At 64.2% G+C, this 20,582-nt stretch carries 20 protein-coding genes; 12 read left to right on the top strand and 8 right to left on the bottom strand.

Features of this window, described 5'->3' with window-relative positions; translation table 11 throughout:
• Positions 1-21: 21 nt before the first annotated feature.
• Positions 22-420 carry an arginine repressor gene (locus tag HOLFODRAFT_RS0217150; protein ID WP_005033380.1) on the bottom strand — a complete coding sequence of 133 codons (399 nt, stop codon included), beginning with the start codon at positions 418-420 and terminating at the stop codon, positions 22-24.
• Positions 421-575: 155 nt separating this feature from the next.
• On the opposite strand from HOLFODRAFT_RS0217150, the gene HOLFODRAFT_RS22055 reads away from it, so the two are divergent.
• From HOLFODRAFT_RS22055 to argC, 8 genes are all read left to right on the top strand, one after another.
• Positions 576-1,727, top strand: a complete 1,152-nt coding sequence (locus HOLFODRAFT_RS22055; protein WP_005033383.1) for an aspartate aminotransferase family protein — start codon at positions 576-578, stop codon at positions 1,725-1,727.
• Between the two features lie 121 nt (positions 1,728-1,848).
• On the top strand, positions 1,849-2,835 hold the full coding sequence (locus HOLFODRAFT_RS0217140; RefSeq protein ID WP_005033386.1) for an N-acetylornithine carbamoyltransferase: 987 nt from the start codon (positions 1,849-1,851) through the stop codon (positions 2,833-2,835).
• A gap of 187 nt (positions 2,836-3,022) precedes the next feature.
• Entirely contained in the window at positions 3,023-3,928 is a 906-nt protein-coding gene (argB, locus tag HOLFODRAFT_RS0217135; RefSeq protein WP_005033388.1) for an acetylglutamate kinase, read from the top strand.
• On the top strand, positions 3,928-4,998 hold the full coding sequence (locus HOLFODRAFT_RS0217130) for a M20/M25/M40 family metallo-hydrolase (protein ID WP_005033391.1): 1,071 nt from the start codon (positions 3,928-3,930) through the stop codon (positions 4,996-4,998). The genes argB and HOLFODRAFT_RS0217130 overlap by 1 nt, the downstream gene beginning before the upstream one ends.
• On the top strand, positions 4,988-6,385 hold the full coding sequence (locus HOLFODRAFT_RS0217125; protein ID WP_005033394.1) for a lyase family protein: 1,398 nt from the start codon (positions 4,988-4,990) through the stop codon (positions 6,383-6,385). The genes HOLFODRAFT_RS0217130 and HOLFODRAFT_RS0217125 overlap by 11 nt, the downstream gene beginning before the upstream one ends.
• Positions 6,382-7,587 carry an argininosuccinate synthase gene (gene argG, locus HOLFODRAFT_RS0217120; protein WP_005033397.1) on the top strand — a complete coding sequence of 402 codons (1,206 nt, stop codon included), beginning with the start codon at positions 6,382-6,384 and terminating at the stop codon, positions 7,585-7,587. Before HOLFODRAFT_RS0217125 ends, argG begins: the two co-directional genes overlap by 4 nt.
• A complete protein-coding gene (locus HOLFODRAFT_RS0217115; protein ID WP_005033398.1) occupies positions 7,588-8,676 on the top strand; it encodes a hypothetical protein in 1,089 nt (362 codons plus the stop codon).
• A gap of 160 nt (positions 8,677-8,836) precedes the next feature.
• On the top strand, positions 8,837-9,889 hold the full coding sequence (gene argC, locus HOLFODRAFT_RS0217110) for an N-acetyl-gamma-glutamyl-phosphate reductase (RefSeq protein WP_005033401.1): 1,053 nt from the start codon (positions 8,837-8,839) through the stop codon (positions 9,887-9,889).
• 60 nt (positions 9,890-9,949) lie between these two features.
• Here the strand turns inward: argC and HOLFODRAFT_RS0217105 are convergent, their stop codons facing one another.
• From HOLFODRAFT_RS0217105 to HOLFODRAFT_RS0217095, 3 genes are all read right to left on the bottom strand, one after another.
• The gene (locus HOLFODRAFT_RS0217105) at positions 9,950-11,716 is read right to left on the bottom strand and encodes a flavocytochrome c (RefSeq protein ID WP_005033403.1); all 1,767 of its coding nucleotides are present in this window, start codon (positions 11,714-11,716) and stop codon (positions 9,950-9,952) included.
• Positions 11,717-11,789: 73 nt separating this feature from the next.
• The gene (locus tag HOLFODRAFT_RS0217100) at positions 11,790-12,464 is read right to left on the bottom strand and encodes a YggS family pyridoxal phosphate-dependent enzyme (protein WP_005033405.1); all 675 of its coding nucleotides are present in this window, start codon (positions 12,462-12,464) and stop codon (positions 11,790-11,792) included.
• The gene (locus HOLFODRAFT_RS0217095; RefSeq protein WP_005033407.1) at positions 12,461-13,165 is read right to left on the bottom strand and encodes a zinc ribbon domain-containing protein; all 705 of its coding nucleotides are present in this window, start codon (positions 13,163-13,165) and stop codon (positions 12,461-12,463) included. The genes HOLFODRAFT_RS0217100 and HOLFODRAFT_RS0217095 overlap by 4 nt, the downstream gene beginning before the upstream one ends.
• A gap of 243 nt (positions 13,166-13,408) precedes the next feature.
• Here HOLFODRAFT_RS0217095 and HOLFODRAFT_RS0217090 point away from each other — a divergent pair, with 243 nt between their 5' ends.
• Together HOLFODRAFT_RS0217090 and groL are read left to right on the top strand one after the other, a co-directional pair.
• Positions 13,409-13,696, top strand: coding sequence for a co-chaperone GroES (locus HOLFODRAFT_RS0217090; RefSeq protein WP_005033409.1), 288 nt, complete (start codon positions 13,409-13,411; stop codon positions 13,694-13,696).
• A gap of 38 nt (positions 13,697-13,734) precedes the next feature.
• Positions 13,735-15,375 carry a chaperonin GroEL gene (groL, locus tag HOLFODRAFT_RS0217085; RefSeq protein ID WP_005033410.1) on the top strand — a complete coding sequence of 547 codons (1,641 nt, stop codon included), beginning with the start codon at positions 13,735-13,737 and terminating at the stop codon, positions 15,373-15,375.
• A 321-nt stretch (positions 15,376-15,696) separates the two neighbouring features.
• Here groL and HOLFODRAFT_RS22050 read toward each other — a convergent pair whose 3' ends face one another.
• The gene (locus HOLFODRAFT_RS22050; RefSeq protein WP_005033413.1) at positions 15,697-16,584 is read right to left on the bottom strand and encodes an AraC family transcriptional regulator; all 888 of its coding nucleotides are present in this window, start codon (positions 16,582-16,584) and stop codon (positions 15,697-15,699) included.
• A gap of 111 nt (positions 16,585-16,695) precedes the next feature.
• Here HOLFODRAFT_RS22050 and HOLFODRAFT_RS0217075 point away from each other — a divergent pair, with 111 nt between their 5' ends.
• Both HOLFODRAFT_RS0217075 and HOLFODRAFT_RS23580 read left to right on the top strand, forming a co-directional pair.
• Entirely contained in the window at positions 16,696-17,292 is a 597-nt protein-coding gene (locus HOLFODRAFT_RS0217075; protein WP_005033415.1) for a flavodoxin family protein, read from the top strand.
• Positions 17,293-17,553: 261 nt separating this feature from the next.
• A complete protein-coding gene (locus tag HOLFODRAFT_RS23580; RefSeq protein ID WP_158412982.1) occupies positions 17,554-18,516 on the top strand; it encodes a S1C family serine protease in 963 nt (320 codons plus the stop codon).
• Between the two features lie 4 nt (positions 18,517-18,520).
• Here HOLFODRAFT_RS23580 and HOLFODRAFT_RS0217065 read toward each other — a convergent pair whose 3' ends face one another.
• From HOLFODRAFT_RS0217065 to istB, 3 genes are all read right to left on the bottom strand, one after another.
• Positions 18,521-19,222 (bottom strand): flavodoxin family protein, encoded by a 702-nt coding sequence (locus HOLFODRAFT_RS0217065; protein ID WP_005033419.1) that lies wholly within the window; start codon positions 19,220-19,222, stop codon positions 18,521-18,523.
• A 54-nt stretch (positions 19,223-19,276) separates the two neighbouring features.
• Positions 19,277-19,696, bottom strand: a complete 420-nt coding sequence (locus tag HOLFODRAFT_RS22040) for a pentapeptide repeat-containing protein (RefSeq protein WP_005033422.1) — start codon at positions 19,694-19,696, stop codon at positions 19,277-19,279.
• A gap of 175 nt (positions 19,697-19,871) precedes the next feature.
• Positions 19,872-20,582: IS21-like element helper ATPase IstB (istB, locus tag HOLFODRAFT_RS0217055; protein ID WP_026939433.1), on the bottom strand; the 711-nt coding region annotated here is incomplete at its 5' end.

Genomic DNA, 20,582 nt, shown 5'->3' with positions numbered 1-20,582 from the left:
TGTCGAGAACGAGCTGAGCATCTACATGATCTCCATCAGCTTAGTCCTGGTTTCTTCCAGCAGTTCCGGGGGGGCGACAACCACCAGGATCGTGTCATCCCCAGCGATAGTGCCCGCGAGGCCGGGAAGGGCGCTCTGGTCGAGGCGGAGGGCGATGGCCGAGGCTTGGCCCGGGGGGACCCTGACCACCAGCAGGTTGGGGGGGGCGGCATGTACCGAGAAGGATACGGCTGGTGCGGGCAGGGAGGCCAGGTGCTGGTAGCGCCCTCCCACCTTGGCCACGGACAGACGCCGGAAGGTTCGAGAGAGGGTGCTCTGGGTGACATGGATGCCCTCGGCTTCCAGGAGTCCCTGGAGTTGGGCCTGTTCGCTGATGGGGTGCTGTTTGAGCAGTCGGAGGATGGCGGTTTCCGTCTTCATGCATACAGTGTGCATATATGCGCATATTTATGCAAGTCCGGATGCCTGGAAAGTGCTGAATAAATGCAATTCATGCGTTGAATGTCTAGGCTGACTTGTGCGAAGGTTGATCAGGTCCCGGAGCTGGTTCCGGGTTCGCATATGGATGCATGCCCATGTCTGCCTTCCCCGCCCTTCAGCCCACCTATGCTCCCTACCCCTTTCCCGTGGTTCGCGGAGAGGGGGACCGCATCTTTGATGCGGAAGGCAATGCCTATTGGGACTTCTACGGTGGCCATTGCGTCTGCTCCACGGGCCACTCCCACCCCAAGGTCGTGAAGGCCATCGCCGACCAGGCCGCCCAGATCCTCTTCTACTCCACCGCCGCCCAGATCCCCGTCCGGGACAAGGCTGCCCAGGCCCTCATCGATTTCGTGAACGGTGGCTTGGAGCACCCCATGGCCTCTGTCTTCTTCTGCAACTCCGGGGCCGAGGCCAACGAGAACGCTCTGAAGATCGCTGCCAAGCAGACGGGCCGGAAGGCCTATGCCTCCTTCAAGGGTGGCTGGCACGGCCGCAGCATCCTCGCCATCTCCGTCACCGACGATCCCAAGCTCACCCCCGGCCTGGAGTCCTTCCTGGTGCCTGACACCCAGCTCCCCTGGGGGGATGAGGAGGCCCTGGAGAAGGCCGACCTGAGCCAGTGCGCCGCCATCATCCTGGAGCCCATCCAGAGCATGGCCGGCATCACCACCGCCCCCGCCAGCTTCTTCAAGAAGCTTCGCCAGAAGTGCGACGAGAGCGGCTGCCTCCTGATCTTCGACGAGGTCCAGACCGGTGTGGGCCGCATGGGCACCCCCTACGCCGCCGGGTTCTATGGCGTGACCCCCGATATCATCACCAGCGCCAAGGGCATCGCCAGCGGCGTTCCCATGGCAGCCGTGATCCTGAGCCCCAAGACTGCTTCCGCCATCAAGTCCGGTGATCTGGGCAGCACCTTCGGCGGAGGCCCCCTGGCCAGCGCCGCGCTGCTGGCCACCCTGGATGTCATCCAGGGGGAGGGCCTCATGGCCCGCGCCACTGCCATCGCTGAGCGTCTGCGCAAAGAACTGGTGGGCACCGTGGTCACCAAGGTCCAGGGTGAGGGGCTGCTCCTGGGGCTCCGGGCTCCCGGGTGCGCCGCCAGTCTCAAGAAGCACCTGATGGCCGAGAAGATCCTGGTGGGCGGCAGCAGCGATCCCGAGGTCCTGCGCCTCCTGCCCCCCCTCAACCTCAGCGACGCCGCCGTGGATGCCCTGCTCGAGGCGATCAAGTCTTTCAAAAACTGAAAATTCCACCACGAAGGCACGAAGGGCACCAAGGAACACCAAGAAAATCGCTTTTCTTTCTTTTGCCTTTCTTCGTGTCTTGGTGTCTTCGTGGTGGAAGTAGCTTTTTTTCGGAGTGGTCATGAAGCACTTCACTGGACTCAAGGACCTGGGCCCGGAAGGCCTGGAGATGATCCTTTCCCGGGCCCTGGCCTGGAAGGGGCAGTACCCCAAGCACCTGGTGGACAAGATTCTGGGCATGGTCTTCTTCAATCCTTCCCTGCGCACCCGCACCTCCTTCGAGGCGGTGATGAACCGGGGCGGTGGCAGCGCCATCGTGCTGGAAGTGGGCAACGGAGTCTGGAAGCTGGAGGACCGCGTCGGGGCCATCATGGATTCCGACCGCTCCGAGCACGTCAAGGAGGCGGTGCCCGTCCTCTCCCGCTTTGTGGACGCCCTTTCGGTGCGGACCTTCGCCGGGAACGTCGATGACGAGCTGGACAACTTCGATCCCGTCATGAGCGCCTTCCGGGAACTGTCCACGGTGCCGGTCATCAGCATGGAGAGCGCCCGGGAGCACCCCTGTCAGGGCCTGGCCGACCTCATGACGATCCGGGAGAACTTCGGTTCCACCAAGGGCCTGCCCGTGACCCTCACCTGGGCCTCCCACATCAAGCCCCTGCCCAAGGCCGTGCCCAACTCCTTCCTGCTCACCGCCGCCGCGGCGGGCTGTGAGGTGCGGGTGGCCCACCCCAAGGGCTTCGACCTGCACCCCTCGGTGCTGGCAGAGGCCGAGGCCTACGCCAAGGCCGCCGGGGGCAGCGTCACCATTACCCACGATCAGGATGAGGCCCTGGCGGACAGCCGGGCCGTCTATGCCAAGGCCTGGGGTCCCAATACCCATTCCGGCCTCGGCGCCGAGGCCATGCTCCAGCCCGAGTGGATGACCACCCGCCGCCACATGGAGAAGGCCCACAAGGATGCCATCTTCACCCACTGCCTGCCCGTGCGCCGCAACGTCGAAGTCGCCGATGAGGTGCTCGACCACCCCAGCTGCAAGGTGGTGGACGAGGCCGAGAACCGCTTCCACGTGCAGCGGGCGGTGCTCGATTGGATTTTCAACGGGTAGGGAGATGGGGAGGGGCCTCACGCGGAGACGCGGAGGCGCGGAGGGAAAAGAGAACACTGCGGTGTTCCTCCGCTTTCACCCACCCCCCTCATCCTTGAAATTCTTTCTCTTTCTCCGCGTGCTCCGCGTGCTCCGCGCCTCCGCGTGAAACTTTCTTTCCTCCCTGCCTCTCCTGGAGATGACGACCATGATGCAAAACCTGACCCCCTTTGGCGCTCTGCGCAATGCTGCCCGCTATGTCCGCTGTTTCCGGGACCGGATCTTCGTGATCAAGCTCGGTGGTGAGCTCCTGGTGGAGCCTTCGGTGCGCGCCATCCTGGTGGAGCAGGTGGCCGTCCTCGTGTCCTTCGGGATCAAGGTGGTGCTCGTCCATGGGGGCGGCAACCAGATGGACGACTATTGCAAGGCCCTGAATATCCCCACGGAGAAGATCGCCGGTCGCCGTATCACCGGACCCCAGGCCCTGGAGGCCGCCAAGGCGGTCTTCTGCGGCACCCAGGTAGGCCTCCTGGCGGATCTCCAGGCTGCGGGAATTCCCACGGCGGGCCTCTCCGGCGTGGACGGCGGGCTCTTCATGGCCCATCGGCGGCCCCCGGTGGACGTGGTTCCCGATGGCCAGACCGAGGCCGTGAAGGTGGACTTCGGCCTGGTGGGTGACCTGGACAAGGTCAATACCGAGCTGGTGTGCCACCTCCTGGATGGCGGCTACGTGCCCGTGGTGGCCCCCCTCACCATGGACGCCTCGGGCCAGGTGCTCAACACCAACGCTGATACCCTGGCCTCCGCCCTGGCCACGGCCCTCAAGGCCGAGAAGCTCTTCTTCCTGCTGACGGTGCCGGGCCTCCTGGAGGATGCCTCCAATCCCAGCAGCCTGGTGACCTCGGCCACCCCCGGGGAATTGAAGGTCCTGGAGGACAAGGGTGCCATCAAGTCCGGCATGCGTCCCAAGCTCAAGGCGGCCCTGGAGGCCCTGAACCAGGGTGTCCACTCCTGCCATCTGGTGAGCGGCACCAAGCAGGACGCGCTCCTTGCCGAGGTCTTCACCAACGAGGGTAGTGGTACCCTGCTGGTGCTCAAGCACGAGGGGGCTTGATGAGTCCTGAAGAAATCCTCGAAAAGCTGGTGGCCACCCCCAGCCTCAGCGGTCAGGAGGCCCAGGCGGCGGATTTTGTCGCAGGGCTGGCCGAATCCTGGGGCTACAAGGTCCACCGCTTCCACAACAACGTCTGGTTCGAGGCCGGGCAGGGGGGGCCGAGGCTCCTCATGCTGGGCCACCTCGATACCGTTCCTCCCTGTCGGGGCTGGGAGGGGGATCCCTTCAAACCCGTATGGCATGAGGGGCACCTGACTGGCCTGGGGGCCAATGATGCCAAGGGGCCCGTCTCCTGCATCCTGTCCGCCGCCAAGGCACTGGCCGGACAGCCCCTGGACGGCACCGTCGTCTTCACGCTCTCCGCCGAGGAGGAGACCGGGAGCGACACCGGCATCGGACAGCTCCTGCCCATGCTGGGCTCCCTGGACGCCGCCCTGGTGGCTGAGCCCACCAATCTGCAGCCTGCCATCGCCCAGCGGGGCATGCTGGTGCTTTCCTGCACGGCCCATGGCCAGGGTGCCCACGTGGCCCACGCCTTCCTGGGCAAGAACGCCATCCACAAGGCCAGCCAGGACATTGTCCGCCTGGCGGGCATGGTCTTCGAATCCCACCCCTTCCTGGGGGCCACCAAGCCCCAGGTCACCCAGATCCAGGGGGGGGTGGCCCGCAATCAGGTGCCCGATACCTGCGAGTTCTTCGTAGACCTGCGCACGACGCCTAACCTCAACCACGAGGAACTGGCGGAGCGCATCGCCGGAGAGCTTGAGAGCGAGGTCCGGATCCACTCCAGCCGGTACCATCCCAAGGCCACGGACGCCTTCGAGCCCATCGCCCAGGCTGCCCTTTCGGCGGGCCGCGGCAAGACCTTCGTGGGCAGCGCCAGCACTTCCGACTGGGCCTTCCTGGGGGATATCCCCACCGTGAAGGTGGGGCCCGGCGATACCCATCGGAGCCATCGGCCCAACGAGTTCATCACGGCGAAGGAACTCCAGGAGGGGGCCATTTTCTACCAGCAGGTGGTCCGGAACTACTTTGCCATGATGAAGAAGGAGGCCACCCTTGGCCGCTGAAGGAAGCCAGCTCTGGGCAAAGGATCTGCCTCTGCACCAAGCCATCCACCGTTTCACGGTGGGTGAGGATCCCATCGATGACCTCAATCTGCTGCCCTGGGACGCGGTGGGCAGCGCCGCCCATGCCCGCACACTGGCCTGGCACGGCCATCTGCCGCTCCCGGAAGCCTTCGCCCTGGTCCAGGCCCTGAAGGATCTCCATGGAGAGGCCCTGGCTGGGAAGATCGAGATCCGCCCCGAGCAGGAGGACGGCCACACCGCACTGGAGGCGGCCCTGGTGGAGCGCACCGGCGAATCCGGCAAGCGCATCCACATGGGACGCTCCCGCAACGATCAGGTGATCCTGGCCCTGCGCCTCTACACCCGGGACACCCTGGTGCAGATCGGCCTGCAGGTGGCGGACACCGCCAAGGCCTTCCTGGCCCTGGCGGCCCGCTACAAGGATGTGGCCATGCCCGGCTACACCCACATGCGCCGGGGGATGCCCAGTTCCTGGGGCCTCTGGGGCGCAGCCTTCGCTGAGGGGCTCATTGAGGAACTGGAGGCCCTCCAGGGGCTTTTGGGCCGCCTGGATCGCTGCCCCTCCGGGGCCGCTGCGGGCTTCGGTGCGCCGCTGCCCTTCGATCGCGCCACCATGGCTTCGTCCCTTGGCTTCTCCAAGGTGCAGCGCAGCCCCATCGATGTCATGAACAGCCGCGGCCGCCATGAGGGCGCCGTAGCGGACTGGCTCGCCTCTGTGGCGGGCGTGCTGGAGCGCGCCTTCTGGGATCTGGCCCTCTTTTCCATGGAAGAGCTGGGCTTCGTCGCCCTTCCGGACGCCTTCACCACTGGCAGCAGCATCATGCCCCAGAAGCGCAACCCGGATGTGGTGGAGCTGAGCCGGGGTACCTGCCGCAAGCTGCGGGGCCAGGCGGCCCTGGTCCACGAGATCGCCGGAGGACTGCCCTCCAGCTATCACCGGGACATCCAGCTCCTGAAGGGGGCCTTTATCGGCACCCTCAAGACCGCCTCTGGGATGTTCGCGGTCCTTCCCGCCCTGCTGGAAGGCATCACCGTCAACGCCACCAAGTGCGCGGAGGCCTGCAGCGACGACCTCTGGGCCGCCCATGAGGCCACGGCCCTGGCCATGCAGGGGATGCCCTTCCGGGACGCCTACAAGATCGTGGGCAAGCAGGTCCTGGATGGCAGCTTCCACCCTGATCGCGCCACGTTCGGCGTCTCCTCGACCCCTGATCTGGAGGCCCCCGCCTCCGAGCTCCAGGCCCTGGCCCAGAGCCTCCGGGATCGCCAGAGCGCCTGGAACGCTGCGGTGGAGCTCCTCTGGACAGCCCCCATTGCGGTATTCTCCCTTTCCAATTCGAATTCGTCTTCTCCGGAGGTCCCATGACCCGCCATGCCCTTCTCGCCTTCAGCGGCGGTCTCGATACATCCTTCTGCGTTCTCTGGCTTCGGGACCAGGGCTACAAGGTCAGCACCGTCACCGTGGACACCGGCGGCTTTCCCCCGGCGGAACTGAAGCGCATCGAGGAACTCTCGGCCCAGCTCGGGGCTGAGAAGCACGTCACCATCAACGCCCAGGCCGAGCTCTTCGACCGCTACCTGCGCTACCTCGTCTACGGCAACGTCCTCCGGGGCGGGCTCTACCCCCTGAGCGTCAGCGCCGAGCGGGTCTGCCAGGCCGCCCGCGTGGTGGCGGTGGCCAAGGAAATCGGGGCCACCACCCTGGTCCATGGTTCCACCGGCGCCGGCAACGATCAGGTCCGCTTCGATGTGGCCTTCCGGGCTCTGGCCCCTGAGCTCAACATGCTGACCCCCATCCGGGATCTGGCCCTGAGCCGGGACGAGGAGATGGCCTTCATCACCTCCAAGGGGGTGGTGATGCCCGACAAGATCCGGGCCTACTCCATCAACGAGGGGCTTTGGGGCACCAGCATCGGCGGCAGCGAGACCCACAACCCTTGGTCCGAGCTTCCCGAGCAGGCCTACCCCGGCGGTGTCATCAAGGACGATCAGGCCCCCACGACCCTCACCATCGGCTTCACCCAGGGCGTGCCCACCAGCCTGGACGGCCAGGACATGGACCCTGTGGCGCTCATCACCCGCCTCAATGAGCTGGGCCGCCAGTACGGCATCGGCCGTGGCGTCCACCTGGGCGACACCATCCTTGGCATCAAGGGTCGGGTGGGCTTCGAGGCCCCGGCGGCCCACCTCCTGGTCACCGCCCACCGTGAGCTGGAGAAGCTGGTGCTCACCGGCAAGCAGCTCTTCTGGAAGGAGCAGATGGGCAACCTCTACGGCACCCTGCTCCACGAGGGGCACTTCTTCGATCCCCTCGCCCGGGACATCGAGGCCTTCCTCACCAGCAGCCAGCGTCCCGTCACCGGCGAGGCCCGGCTGCGCCTGCACCCCCGCACCTTCAGCGTCCTGGGCATCCAGAGTCCCCGGGCCCTCATGAACGCCAAGGTGGCGGCCTATGGTGAGGGCAGTGCCTTCTGGACCGGTGCCGAAGCCGCAGGCTTCGCCAAGATCTACGGCGTCTCCCAGCTCCTGGCCCTCCAGGCTGGTGGAAGCCCCTTCGGGGAGAAGTAAATGCGCATCCACCTCGACAAGATCGGTTCCGTCACCCGGAACCTGCGCCCCAGCGAAGTGGTGACCCTCACCCGGGAGATCAAGGCTGAGGCCGGGTCTGTCGTTGCGGGCCGCATTATCGGCGAGAAGAGCGTCTACAACCAGCTGGAGGATCTCCACGGCCGCCTTACCCGCCTCCACAGCGGGGATGTGATCCTGGGGGCCCTGGGGCATCGCAACGCCCTCCAGGGCTACGAGGGTGTCGTTCCTGAGCGGATCTCAGCCGGGGACAAGCTTCACGTCCTGAACACCGGCGGCGTCATTGGCCGCTGCACCAGCCAGAACCCGGACATCGGCCAGCCCTTCGAGATCGAGATCCTGGGCCAGCTCCTGGTCTATCCCGACTTCGGGAGCCGGGTGGGCCAGCCGGGGAACATCCGGATGGGCGCGCTGCCCGCCGGGGATGTGCTGCCGACCTGTCCCGTCATCTATATCGCCGGTACCTGCATGAACGCAGGCAAGACCCACGCCGCCTGCGCCCTGGTGCGCGGTCTCTCCCAGGCTGGCTTCAAGGTTGGCGGCTGCAAGCTGACCGGGGTTTCGCTGATGCGGGACAAGCTGGCCATGAAGGACTACGGCGCGGTGACCGTGGCGGACTTCACCGATGCTGGGGTCACCACCTCCAACCCTGCCACCGCTCCTGCTGGCGCGAGGGCTGTCCTGGCAGCCCTGGCCCGCCAGGGGGTGGACATCATCGTGGCCGAAACCGGCGATGGCATCATGGGCGAATACGGTGTCCAGGAGATCCTCGCGGATCCCGAGCTGCGGGCCCTTGGCAAGGCCTATCTGCTTTGCGCCAACGATCCCGTTGGGGTCGCCGGAGGCGTCAAGGAGATGAAGGATGTCTACGGCATCCAGGTGGATGTCGTCACCGGGCCTGCCACGGACAACGATGTGGGCACGCGCTTCGTGACCCGGGCCACCGGCCTGCCCGGCATCAATGCGCGCACCAAGCCCCGCATCCTGGCGGAGCACATCCAGGAACTCCTGGAGGAGCGGGTGCCGGGCTTCGGGTCGAACCGCTCGAATGTGTTGAAGGACGAGGAATAGAGAACTCAGAGGCATCCCCTCCGCGCACTCCGCGCCTCCGCGTGACCAGAGGCTTTAAAAGCCTGTCTCACGCGGAGTCGCGGAGAACGCGGAGGGGGAGATGAAAGAATAAATTTTCCCTCTGCGTGCCAAAGTAGCTTTTGTTGTTTGGGAGTGAGAAATGGTCTTCGATTCGGTCGTTATCGGCGCGGGCGGCTACGGGGGCGGGGAGCTCCTTCGGCTTCTGATGGGGCACCCCAATTCGGGCTCCATCCAGGCGGTGAGCCGTTCCCAGGGGGGCAAGCCTGTCTACACGGCCCATCCCGGTCTCAAGGGCTTCATGGACCAGGCCTTCCATGAAGCGCCCGACTGGGCGGAGTTGGCCAAGAGCGAGCACCCGGTGGTCTTTTCGGCCCAGGCTCACGGGGACCTGGCTCAGCAGCTGCCCGATCTGGAGGCCGCCTGGGCCAAGGCTGGGATCCAGGACCGGGTCATCCTGGTGGACTTCTCCGGCGACTTCCGGCTGGATGATGCGGGGGTCTTCGAAAAGGCCTACGGCAAGACCCACCCTTGCCCGGAATACTTCTCCAAGTTCGTGTATGCCTGTCCCGAGGTGAACCGCGAAGCGATCCGCTCCGCCAAGCGCATCGCCAACCCAGGTTGTTTCGCCACGGCCCTGAACCTGGCCCTGCTGCCCCTGGCCAAGCTTGAGGTCTCCTTCGTCGCCGTGAGTGCGGCGACGGGGTCTTCGGGTTCGGGGGTCAAGCCTCAGTCCGGCACCCACCACCCCGAGCGGGCCCAGGACTACAAGGCCTACAAGGTGCTCAAACACCAGCACTGCTCCGAGGTCAGCCGCATCCTGGCGGACCAGGGGGCCAAGGACTTCAACTTCGCCTTCGTGCCCCACTCGGCTCCCATGGTGCGGGGCATCTTCGCCACGGTGCAGTTCGAGCTGCCCCAGGGCTTTGACGCCCACCGCCTCCGGGAGCACTACCAGGCCTTCTACAAGGATGCCGCCTTTGTGCGCTTCGCCCAGGAATCCCCTCGGGTGGCGCCGGTCCTGGGGAGCAACATGGCCGAGCTGGCCGTCCAGGCTGATGGTCGCAGCGCTGTGGTCATGGTGGCCATCGACAACCTCATGAAGGGCATGGCCGGCCAAGCCCTCCAGAATCTCAACCTGGCTCTGGGCCTGGATGAGCGGGCGGGACTCAAGATCGCTGGGCGCTGCCCGTAGATCGCCAATGTGTAAGTTCAAGGAAGAAGCCCCCGATTCCGGGGGCTTCTTCCTTGATGTCTATCTGCTCTTGGCGAAAGCCGTCGCGCGGGCGCCCGCGATGCGGCCAAAGGTGATGGTCTCGGAGATGGAGTTGCCCCCCAGGCGGTTTGCCCCGTGGATGCCGCCCGTGACCTCGCCTGCGGCGTAGAGCCCGGGAATGGGCTTGCCATCCTTGGCGATGACGCGGGTGTCAGCATCGATCTTCAAACCTCCCATGGTGTAGTGGATGCCCGGAGCCACCTCGATGGCATAGAACTTGGCGGTTCGGAGGGCGCGGGGCAGGTCGGGGCGCTTGAAATCGCCGTCCTGCTTGGCGTCCACGGCCTGGTTGTAGCGGTCCAGGGTGGCCCTGAAGGCATCGCTGGGAACCTCAATGGCCTTGGCCAGGGCTTCGGGGCTTTCACCCTCCTTCACCAGATCGAGATGGAAGTAACCATCGATCTGCTTGAGGCTCCGGCGGACCCCTTCGTCGAACACCATGAAGGCGCTCTCTCCGGTCTGATGCAGGACAGCTTGGCTTACGGCATCCCGGGTGCCGATCTCGTTGAAGAATCGCTTCCCTTCGCGATTCACGAGGATGGCGCCGTTGCCGCGCACCGCCTCGGTGATCAGGATGCGGCTGCCGGAGGCGACGCTGGGGTGGATCTGGATTTCCTTCATCTGGACGAGCTCACCTCCAACGGCCTCCCCGAGTGCCACGCCGTCTCCGGTGGCCCCGGGCTGATTCGAAGTGATCATGCCCTTCATTCTTGGCTGATAGTGCGCTACCAGTTCGGCATTGGCACTGAAGCCGCCCGTCGCGAGCACGAGAACCTTGGCATTGATGCGGTAGAGGCCGCGGTGGCGTCCCTTCACCAGGACGCCGGTGATCCTGCCCTTGCCGTCCTTCAGAATCTTCACGACCTGGCTGTTCACGCGGACATCCAGGCCACGCTTTGCCGCATTCTCCTTGAGCACCGCCGCAATATGGGCACCCACGGCGGAACCCCCTTTGGGGCGGTGGCAGCGATCCTGGGATGCGCCGCCCATGCGGCCCAGGTCGCTCATGTCGGCCCCGATGCCCGTGAGCCAATCCAGGGAGGCGGCGGAGGAATCAGCCAGGATGTGCACGAGCGCCGGGTCGCCCAGCCCCTTGCCGCCCTTGGCGGTGTCCTGGAACATCAGCTCCTTGGTGTCCTTGACGCCCTTCATGGCCTGGACCCTGGTTTCGGCCGCATTCATCCCGCCCGCTGCCAGCATGGAGTTGCCTCCCGTCAGGGGCTGCTTCTCCAGGAGGATCACCTTGGCGCCGGCATCGTGGGCCGTGATGGCAGCCGTCATGCCTGCGGCTCCTCCGCCGACCACGAGCACCTCGGTCCGTTCCGTCTGGATTTTCCCCTTCGGCAGGGCAGGGGCCGTGGGCAGCGGATTGGCCTGGGGTGCGTGGGGGCCCCCGGCCGGGATCTTGAGGTCGAATCCGTGGCAGTTGGCACAGTAGACCTGGGAGGCTTGATGCCCGGCGTGGCAGACCGTGCAGTTGATCTTGCCGAGGTGGCTGATATGGGGGTTGATGTGCCCCTTGCTGTTCTCGCCCACGGCCTTGAGGTCTCCGTGGCAGTTGACGCAGTTCGAGTTGGGGACCGTCTCGCTGTCATCCACCTTCACCTTCCGCCCTTTGCCATGGCAATCGGTGCACTGCACGCCTTTGCCCCCGTGAAGATCGGCAAGGTGCCCCCCCGTCGGGGCAGCGGCGCACAGTGTGGTTGCCAGGAATGCGAGTCCCAGGATGAGTCGGAAAAGCAGCATGTGACCTCCGCAGCCGATACATCGCTATCGGTCCGCTGGGTCGTGGACTGTAAGGCTGGATGGGGGGCCAGCTCTAGGCGGACATCGCCCTTTCCCCGAAGAGGGCCGTGCCGATTCGCACCTGGTCGCTCCCGGCCTGGACGGCTTCCTCCAGGTCGTCGCTCATGCCCATCGAGAGGCGGAGGCGCTGGCCGAGCTTGTCCTGCCATCTCTCCCGGAGTTGGGCCATATCCTGGAAGGCTTCGGGCTGTCCCGGGGGGGGGATGGCGAGGAATCCCTGGAGGGGGAGCCGGGTGTCCCCTTCCAGCGTCTTGATCAGGGCAGGCAACGCTGTCTCGGAGCAGCCCCCCATCTTGGTCTCTTCACCCCAGAGGTCCATCTGGATCCAGATGCCTCGGGAGAGCTGGAGTTCCTCCGCCAGGTGGCGAAGGCGCAGGGCCAGCTCGGAGCGGTCCACGGTCATGATCTCGGTGAAGCTTAGGAGGGCCTGCTTGGTCTTGTTGCGCTGAAGGGGCCCGATGAGGACGAAACTCAGGTCGGGGCACGCCTGGGCCTTGGCCAGGCCTTCCTGGACATAGTTTTCGCCGAAGGTCGCGAAGCCCAACTGGCTGGCGGACTGGATGAGCTCCATGGGCTGCCGTTTTGACACCGGCAGCAGCTCGACAGAGCTGGGAACGCGGTTGCAGGCTTCACATGCCTTCTGAATCCGCGCCCTGAGAATTTCCACGCGCAGAGGGATATTGATCATGAGTTGGCGGGCTGCATGAGATAGCGCTGGCAGGACTCGCAGGAGACCATGCCCGTTTCCTTCAGCTGGTGGAGGACCATGGAGCGGACCTTGGTCCGGCACCCCGTGCAGGTGCCGCCTTCCACCGCGACAAGGGCCTTTCCCTGCCGCTGCTGGAGGATGCGGTTGAAGCGGTTCAGCTCGCTGCTGCCCAGGGCCTGCTCCAGCTCCGCCCTGCGGATGGTCAGACGCTTCTCGGCCACCACTTGGTTTTCGTGCTCGGCAAGGAAGGTGGCGTGGTAATCGTTGAACTCGCCCTGCAGCTTGATCTCTTTGGCTTCCAGTTCGATGGACTCGGCTTTCAGAGCCTCGATCCGCTGTTCAGTCTCCTTCATGGGACGGGCCACGGCATTCCGCTCCCGCTCCCGGGCGTCGAGATCCCGAAGGGCGGCAGCGTACTGGACCTTCTGCTTGGCTGCCTTCACGGAGGTTCGGGCGGAGTCCTCCAGATTCTGGGCCTGGTCCAGGGTCTTGGACATCTCCTGTCGCTTGGTTTCCAGGGCCTCCAGTGTTTTGGCGATATCCGACAGACGTTTCTGCGTGGTTTTCAGGTCGGCGTCCAGAGTGGCCAGTTCTGGGGGGAAGTTGTTCAGGTCCCGTTGGATGACAGCCAGGTTGTCGTGAACCGACTGGAGTTCTTGAAGGATGGGGAGGACGCTCATGGCTCTAGATTAGCGCGCTGGAGGGGCTCCGTTTCCTTGGAAATCTTGGCTTTTTTCAAGGGTTTGTGTTGCGACGGGTGAAATTTGTCTTTGATTTGAGGAAGAAAATATGACTGTAATCGACTAAGAAAATTTTGAGTCCCCGCAATTCATGCTTGACACTCAGGTGTGGCGCGCTAAATTAGCACTCGCACATCGTGAGTGCTAACATCCCCGCCCGGGGTATCCATCATGGAGGATTTCATGAACATCACCCCCCTTTACGATCGCGTGGTCCTGAAGCGCGTCGAGGCAGCTGAGACGGTTCGTGGCGGCATCATCATCCCCGACACCGCCAAGGAGAAGCCCCTCGAGGCCGAGATCATCGCCGTCGGCGAAGGCAAGTACGACGACAACGGCAAGCGTGTGCCCCTCACCGTCAAGGCCGGCGACAAGGTCCTGATCGGCAAGTACACCGGCACCGAGATCAAGGTCGACGGCGTTGACCTCGTCATCGTTCGCGAAGACGAGATCCTGGCCATCGTCAAGTAAGATTCCTTTCACGATTTCCCATTTCATAGGAGATACACATGGCTGCTAAGTCCATTGTCTATGCCGAAGACGCTCGCCAGGCCATCCTGCGCGGTGTGAACAAGCTCGCCGATGCCGTTCAGGTGACCCTCGGCCCCAAAGGCCGCAATGTCCTGATCGAGAAGAAGTTCGGTTCCCCCCTCCTGACCAAGGACGGCGTCACCGTCGCCAAGGAGATCGAGCTCAAGGACAAGCACGAGAATATGGGCGCCCAGCTCGTCCGTGAAGTCGCCTCCAAGACCTCCGATGTGGCCGGTGACGGCACCACCACCGCCACCGTGCTGGCCCGCGCCATCTACAAAGAGGGCATCAAGGCCGTCGTGAGCGGCGCCAACACCATGGAGATCAAGAAGGGCATCGACCTGGCCGTGGCTGAGGTCGTGGCCGCCATCGACGAGATCAAGAAGCCCGTCGAAGGCAATGCCATCGCCCAGGTTGGCACCATCTCCGCCAACGGCGATGCCGAGATCGGCCAGATCATTGCCGAGGCCATGGGCAAGGTCGGCAAGGACGGCGTCATCACGGTGGAAGAGGCCAAGGGCCGTGACACCGAGCTGACCGTGGTCGAGGGCATGCAGTTCGACCGTGGCTACCTGAGCCCCTACTTCGTGACCAACCCCGATCAGATGAAGGTTGAGCTCGAGAACGCCCTCATCCTCGTCTACGAGAAGAAGGTCTCCAACATGCGCGACCTCCTGCCCCTCCTGGAGCAGGTTGTTCAGAGCCGCCAGCCCCTGCTGATCATCGCCGAGGATGTGGATGGCGAGGCCCTGGCCACCCTGGTGGTCAACAAGATCCGCGGCACCCTGAACATCGCCGCCGTCAAGGCTCCTGGCTTCGGCGACCGCCGCAAGGCCATGATGGAGGACATCGCCATCCTGACCGGCGGCAAGGCCATCACCGAGGACCTCGGCCTCAAGCTCGAGAACCTCACCGTGGCTGATCTGGGCTCCGCCAAGAAGATCGTCATCGACAAGGAGAACACCACCATCATCGAGGGCGCCGGCGCCACCGATGCCATCCAGGCCCGGGTCAAGCAGATCCGCGCCCAGGTGGAGCAGAGCACCTCCGACTACGACAAGGAAAAGCTCCAGGAGCGCCTTGCCAAGCTGGTGGGTGGCGTGGCTGTCATCAAGGTCGGTGCCGCTTCCGAGACCGAGATGAAGGAGAAGAAGGCTCGCGTGGAAGACGCCATGCACGCCACCAAGGCTGCCGTGGAAGACGGCATCGTGGCTGGCGGCGGCGTTGCCCTGATCCGCTCCATCGCTCGTCTGGCTGCCCTCACCGTCAAGGGTGACCAGGCCACCGGCGTTGCCATCGTCAAGAAGTCCCTGGAGGAGCCCCTCCGCCAGATCGCCTGCAATGCTGGCGTCGAGGGTTCCGTCATCGTGAACCGCGTCAAGGACGAGAAGGGCAACTTCGGCTACAACGCCGCCACCGACGAGTTTGGTGACATGGTGGCCTTCGGTGTCATCGACCCCGCCAAGGTGACCAAGTCCGCTCTGCGCAACGCCGCTTCCGTGGCCGCCATGATGCTGACCACCGAAGCCATCATCGCCGATATCCCCGAGCCCAAGTCCGCTGCTCCTGGTGGCGCCCCCGGCATGGGTGGCATGCCCGGCATGGACGACATGTACTAAGACATCGGGCTGCCCGCAGCCAGACTGTCTCAAAAGAAAAGGCCCGGATTCGTCCGGGCCTTTTCTTCAGCTAATACCGATCGCAATCAATAAACTAAAGCGCAAAAACGACTTCCACCACCAAGCCACAAAGACACCAAGGGCTCACCAGCGACCCACGGCTTTGCCCAAGGGCGAGTGCGAAATCTAGTCCATGCCATACACTCCACGGGGCTGGACACCAGGCCCGAGTGTCCTGGTCGACACATCAGGCTTTTCTTGGTGAAACTTGGTGCCCTTCGTGCTTAGTGGTGGAATTTATGCTTTTGTCTGTGAATGCGTCTAAACCCTGCGATGGGTCCCCGGCGCCATTCCGAAGTGCTTCTTGTAAGCCCGGCTGAAGGCCGCTTCGCTTCCATATCCAAGCCGCTCCGCCATCTGGCCCAGGGTGACAGGCTCTTCCTTCAGGGCAGAAGCTGCCAGCCTCATGCGAAGGCGGGTCAGGTAGGTCATGGGGGGGAGTCCCACCAAGTGGGCGAAGCGTTCGGCGAAGGTGGCCCTTCCCATGCCTATCCCTTTTGCGAGGCTTTGAAGGTCCCAGGGCTTCTCCGGTGTCGTGTGCATAAGGGCAAGGCTCCGGCCGATCTGGGGGTCCTTCAGGGCATGGAACCAGGGGCTCCGCTCCGGTGACGTGTCAATCCAGGCTCGTATGGCGTGGATCAGGAGGACGTCCGCCAAACGGGCCATCACGGTGTCCGAGCCGATACGCCTGTGCTGGGCCTCCAGGTCCAGGGCCGCGAGGGTTGGTTGGAGCCAATAGAGCGACTCGCACTCCGCCCTTCGCAGGAGGATGAAGGGAGGCAGCTGGGCCTGGATGGCGAGGGAGGCGGGCCCCACCATTCGGGCGCCTCCGCAGACCAGCACCGATCGCTCGCCCGTACCTTCCCCATCGGGCGTGTCCAGGGGCAGCTCTGTTATGGGCCGGGCATGGGTGTTCGGGCTGTCGGCGAAGGTGTGGGCATGGCCGTGGGGGAGCACCACGAAATCCCCAGCCCCCAGTTCAAGGCAGTGCCCTTCGACCTTCAGGCAGGAATGGCCCGCCGACTGTAAATGGAAGCTGGCCCTCTCGTGCTCCGGGATCGCCATGCCCCATGGGGCGCGCAGTTCCCTGCGGACGTAGAAGCTGTCTGTGAGGCGGATGTCCTGCAGGACCTGATCCAAGGCATCCATATCAGCTCCGGACGAATAATCATGATTTCAAGACTATACATCATAGACCGACTGGCCAAGGCCACCTATCCTCATCTCAGCCGCATCGGTCCATCTTTCCCTGGAGTCCCCATGAACATCCTCGTGCTTCTAGGCAGTCCCCGCTCCCAGGGGAACTCGGCCACCATCGCGGCCCACCTCGCCGAGGCCGCGACTGCTCTGGGGGCCCAGGTGCGGACGGTGGAGCTCAACGGCCTGAGCTACCGCGGGTGCCAGGCGTGCTACGCCTGCAAGGGGAAGGCTGAGCGTTGTGTCCTGCAGGATGATCTGACCCCGGTTCTGGCCGCCGTAGAATCGGCGGATGCCCTGGTGCTGGCCACTCCCGTCTACTTCGGGGATGTCACTGCTCAGCTCAAGGGTTTCCTGGACCGCTCTTACGGCTTTCTCGCCCCCGGGTACCTGGCGGGCGGACAGAAGGGCCGTCTTTCCCGCAAGAAGCTGGTCTTCATCCAGACTCAGGGCAATCCCGACCAGGCCTTTTTTAAGGAAATCTTCCCCAGGGTCAACCATTTTTTGGAATGGATGGGTTTTGCTGACGGTCAGATCATCCGGGCTTGCGGCCTGGGCCCGAACCGTGGGGAGGCGATCCCGGAATCCGTCCTGGCTGAGGCCGAACAGACGGCCCAGAGGCTTGTGGAAGGGTGGGGCTTGCGGCCTTCTTTCCGATGATCAACCTGTGCCATCATCGGCTATCCGTTCAGAGGCCGAGCCATGACGAATTTCCAGAGGTCGCCAGGGGCTTCCGCTTTCTCCTGGGGGGGCTGGCTTGTGGCCGGTCTCGCCCTTGTGGCCGCGGCTTGGTTCTGGACCAAGAGGCCTCGACCCGTTGCCGCCCAACCGAAGATGGATGCCAGGGGTGTGGTGCCTCTTCCTGTCCCCGACCCTGCGGTCGCTCCTCAAACCCAGGGACCTGAATCCTGGGAGGCTGTGGTGAGGAAATCCCTTCCGGCCTTGGTGCAGATCGAGACTTCCCGGGGTCAGGGCACTGGCTTCTTCATCGCTCCGGATACCCTGCTCACCAATGTTCATGTGGTGTCGGGAGCTTCCTATGTAACGGTCCGCTTCGTCGACAACTCCACGGTCCAGGCCAGCGTGACGAAATCAGAACCGGAGTGCGATGTCGCCCTGCTCAAGCTCTGGAGTCCCCGCTCGAATCAGATCGTCATCCCGTTGGGTTCCGCAGGCGACCTGCAACCCGGGCAGGAGGTGGTGGCCATCGGATCGCCTCACGGCATCCAGAACACCGTGACCCGCGGCATTGTGAGTGGCCTGCGGCGAGTCGGTTCCGTGGCGCTGGTGCAAACCGATGCCGCTCTCAACCCTGGCAATAGCGGTGGCCCGCTGCTGGATCGCGGTGGCCAAGCCGTGGGTATCAATACGTTGAGTTTCCGGCAGGCGCAGGGGATCAACTTCGCTGTCGCCATCGAGCACGCCAAGGCACTGGCCGAGGGGCGGCCTCAGCAGGTTCCTCATGGCTTCTCGGCCGCGTCCAGGGACGCCTCTCAGCACATTCCGGATCCTGTGGCCCCTTCGGAGACAGAGCAGCAGCGCATCCAGGGTACCCAGATCTACGAAGCCCGTCTCGCCGTCATCGCCCAAAGGGCCTCAGCCCTGGATGACTACTGGGTTCGCTTCATGGCCTCGGGTTTCGATGGGCAGGTCAGTGGCAACTTCGATCGACCCTGGTGTGTCGTATGGGAGCCCGATCGCATGCAGGGGAACGTCCGGAAGGAATACTTGGCTGCCTACCAGGACATCCTTCGGAAGGCAGAAGAGATTCGGGGCATGGTCAAGTTCACAGAAGATGCAGCCCGGCGGGCGGATGTCTACCCTGGCGTGAGGCGGGAACTGAGGCAGCGCTATCGACTCAGCTACCCCGGATGGGATAAGTAGGTCCTTACACGGTCTCCTGGAACATCGCCATCAGGTGGGCCTGCATGGCCTGGGTCACGGCCTTCCGGTCGTGGCCCTTCCGGAGGCGCTCCCCCAGCAGTCTGCCTGCATCGGCGGCAGCCTTCATGACCGCTGGCTGCCTGGAGACATCGGGGATCATCTCGTCCGTGATCTTGGGATCCGGGCCGAAGAGCATGGTGGGGATGCCCACCTTGCAGGTCTCGCCATACCCGCAGGAGAAGCAGGAGGCCGCCCCCTGGCCAGCCACCTTGGCCACGGACTCGATGAAGTTGTAGAGGAAGAACTTCTCCATGTCCCAGGGCACGGCCTTGCCATCGGTGCCGCCAACCCCCACGGAAACCGCCAGCTTTCCCCAGAGGGCGCTCCCTTCCTGGTGGCGGAACTGGAACCAGCGCTCCAGGAATGCGTGGGTGGCAGCGTTCATGGTCGAGTAGTAGTTTGGGGCCCCGATGACGTAGGCATCCGCCTCCACGATCTTGGGCCGGAGCGGAGTCAGATCGTCATTGACCCGGCAGATGTTGTCCTTGGCACAGCCCAGGCAGGCGGTGCATCCCGAGATCTGCTTGCCCCGGAGGGATACCAGTTCGTACTCGCAACCGGTGTGCTTCAGCACGGTCTCGACCAGGTGGTAGACGCCTGAGCGCTTCTCGTCTCTGGGGCTGCCGGAAATGCCGAGGATCTTCATAGGGGCTCCTGGTGGGCCGATGAGGCCCAGGTTTTCTGTTTGGGCATGGGAGGGTCAGAAGCTGAGCCCCTTCGCTCCCTGGAGAATCGCTTCTGCGAACTTGGCCCCGCTGGCAAGGGCTCCACTGAAGTCGGCCTCGCTGCACTGGGCGCCGCTGAAGTTGGTTCCGTAGAGCTTGGCATCCTGGAACTTGGCGTTGGCCAGGTTGGCGTGCTGGAAGCTGGCCCGGGTGAGGTCGGCCTTCTCCAGGTTGGCGTCCGTGAATATCGCCTCTTTGCAGTTGGCCTCGCTGAGATTGGCTCTGCGTAACTGGGCACCCTGGAAGTTCGCATGGATCAGCAGCGTTTCGATGAGTTCCGCCTCGTTGAGGTTGCAGTTCCGAAGGCTTGCGCCTCCCATGTTGAACGAAGCCGCTCCGCGGCGGGGGTGGCGCCGTGTGGCGGGCCCGCGCAGTAAGAAAGCTAGCAATTCCATGTAAATGAAGGCTCCTTGGTCATCGCGATGTTGACGCATCGCCAGACGACTGTCAAGCGACATGAAAATTAACCCACCCGGCGACACGGATATTGACCCCCTTGTTGTATGAGCCCGTGGGGTGTCTGGAGCGTAGGCCGTAGGCCGAAGCGGAGGACACCCCACTGGGTGCGGCTCAGGTGGTGGCCGCTGGCACCGGGGCCGGGACGATCCCGGCTCGGCGCTTCTCCCGCAGGCGGTAACTCTCGCCTTTGATGGTGATGATGTGGCTGTGGTGCAGCAGTCGGTCCAGGATGGCAGTTGCCGGGATGGTATCCCCGAACACCTCGCCCCACGCACCCACTGGCTGGTTGCTGGTGATCATGAGGCTGCCCCGCTCATATCTCCGGGTCACGAGCTGGAACATGAGGTGGGCCGCCCGCCGCTCGAAGGGTAGATATCCTAGCTCATCCACAATCAGTAGTTTGAGCTTCGAGAAATGCAGGAGACGCTCCTCCAGGCGACCCTCTGCCTCGGCCCGCATCAGTTGACCCACCAGGGCCGTGGCGCTCACGAACAGGCAGCTCGCGCCCCGTTCGATGGACTTCCGCCCCAACCCGATGGCCAAGTGGGTCTTACCCACCCCTGGTGGCCCAAGAAGCAGGATGTTCTCCGCATGAGCGATGAAGGTCCCCGTCTCCAGCTCCCGGATCAGGCGGCGATCCAGGCTCGGCTGAAGGTCGAAGTCGTAGTCATCCAGGCTCCGCCGGATCGGGAAGTGGGCGATCTGGATGCCCATCCGGGTTCGCTTTGAGTCCTTGGCCGCTGCCTCCTCCGAGAGCACCAGATCCAGGAAGTCCAGGAAGCTCAGTTCCTTTCGTGCAGCCTCCTGAAGCAGGCCATCCAG

The organism is Holophaga foetida DSM 6591 (assembly GCF_000242615.2).
GTDB classification, from domain to species: domain Bacteria; phylum Acidobacteriota; class Holophagae; order Holophagales; family Holophagaceae; genus Holophaga; species Holophaga foetida.
This window is presented reverse-complemented; position numbering and strand designations above follow the sequence as displayed.

Excerpts from the sequence above, each read along its gene's own strand:
- HOLFODRAFT_RS0217150 (WP_005033380.1), bottom strand. The coding sequence starts at position 420 with ATGAAGACGGAAACCGCCATCCTCCGACTGCTCAAACAGCACCCCATC.
- HOLFODRAFT_RS22055 (WP_005033383.1), top strand. The coding sequence starts at position 576 with ATGTCTGCCTTCCCCGCCCTTCAGCCCACCTATGCTCCCTACCCCTTT.
- HOLFODRAFT_RS0217140 (WP_005033386.1), top strand. The coding sequence starts at position 1,849 with ATGAAGCACTTCACTGGACTCAAGGACCTGGGCCCGGAAGGCCTGGAG.
- argB (WP_005033388.1), top strand. The coding sequence starts at position 3,023 with ATGATGCAAAACCTGACCCCCTTTGGCGCTCTGCGCAATGCTGCCCGC.
- HOLFODRAFT_RS0217130 (WP_005033391.1), top strand. The coding sequence starts at position 3,928 with ATGAGTCCTGAAGAAATCCTCGAAAAGCTGGTGGCCACCCCCAGCCTC.
- argG (WP_005033397.1), top strand. The coding sequence starts at position 6,382 with ATGACCCGCCATGCCCTTCTCGCCTTCAGCGGCGGTCTCGATACATCC.
- HOLFODRAFT_RS0217115 (WP_005033398.1), top strand. The coding sequence starts at position 7,588 with ATGCGCATCCACCTCGACAAGATCGGTTCCGTCACCCGGAACCTGCGC.
- argC (WP_005033401.1), top strand. The coding sequence starts at position 8,837 with ATGGTCTTCGATTCGGTCGTTATCGGCGCGGGCGGCTACGGGGGCGGG.
- HOLFODRAFT_RS0217105 (WP_005033403.1), bottom strand. The coding sequence starts at position 11,716 with ATGCTGCTTTTCCGACTCATCCTGGGACTCGCATTCCTGGCAACCACA.
- HOLFODRAFT_RS0217100 (WP_005033405.1), bottom strand. The coding sequence starts at position 12,464 with ATGATCAATATCCCTCTGCGCGTGGAAATTCTCAGGGCGCGGATTCAG.
- HOLFODRAFT_RS0217095 (WP_005033407.1), bottom strand. The coding sequence starts at position 13,165 with ATGAGCGTCCTCCCCATCCTTCAAGAACTCCAGTCGGTTCACGACAAC.
- HOLFODRAFT_RS0217090 (WP_005033409.1), top strand. The coding sequence starts at position 13,409 with ATGAACATCACCCCCCTTTACGATCGCGTGGTCCTGAAGCGCGTCGAG.
- groL (WP_005033410.1), top strand. The coding sequence starts at position 13,735 with ATGGCTGCTAAGTCCATTGTCTATGCCGAAGACGCTCGCCAGGCCATC.
- HOLFODRAFT_RS22050 (WP_005033413.1), bottom strand. The coding sequence starts at position 16,584 with ATGGATGCCTTGGATCAGGTCCTGCAGGACATCCGCCTCACAGACAGC.
- HOLFODRAFT_RS0217075 (WP_005033415.1), top strand. The coding sequence starts at position 16,696 with ATGAACATCCTCGTGCTTCTAGGCAGTCCCCGCTCCCAGGGGAACTCG.
- HOLFODRAFT_RS0217065 (WP_005033419.1), bottom strand. The coding sequence starts at position 19,222 with ATGAAGATCCTCGGCATTTCCGGCAGCCCCAGAGACGAGAAGCGCTCA.
- HOLFODRAFT_RS22040 (WP_005033422.1), bottom strand. The coding sequence starts at position 19,696 with ATGGAATTGCTAGCTTTCTTACTGCGCGGGCCCGCCACACGGCGCCAC.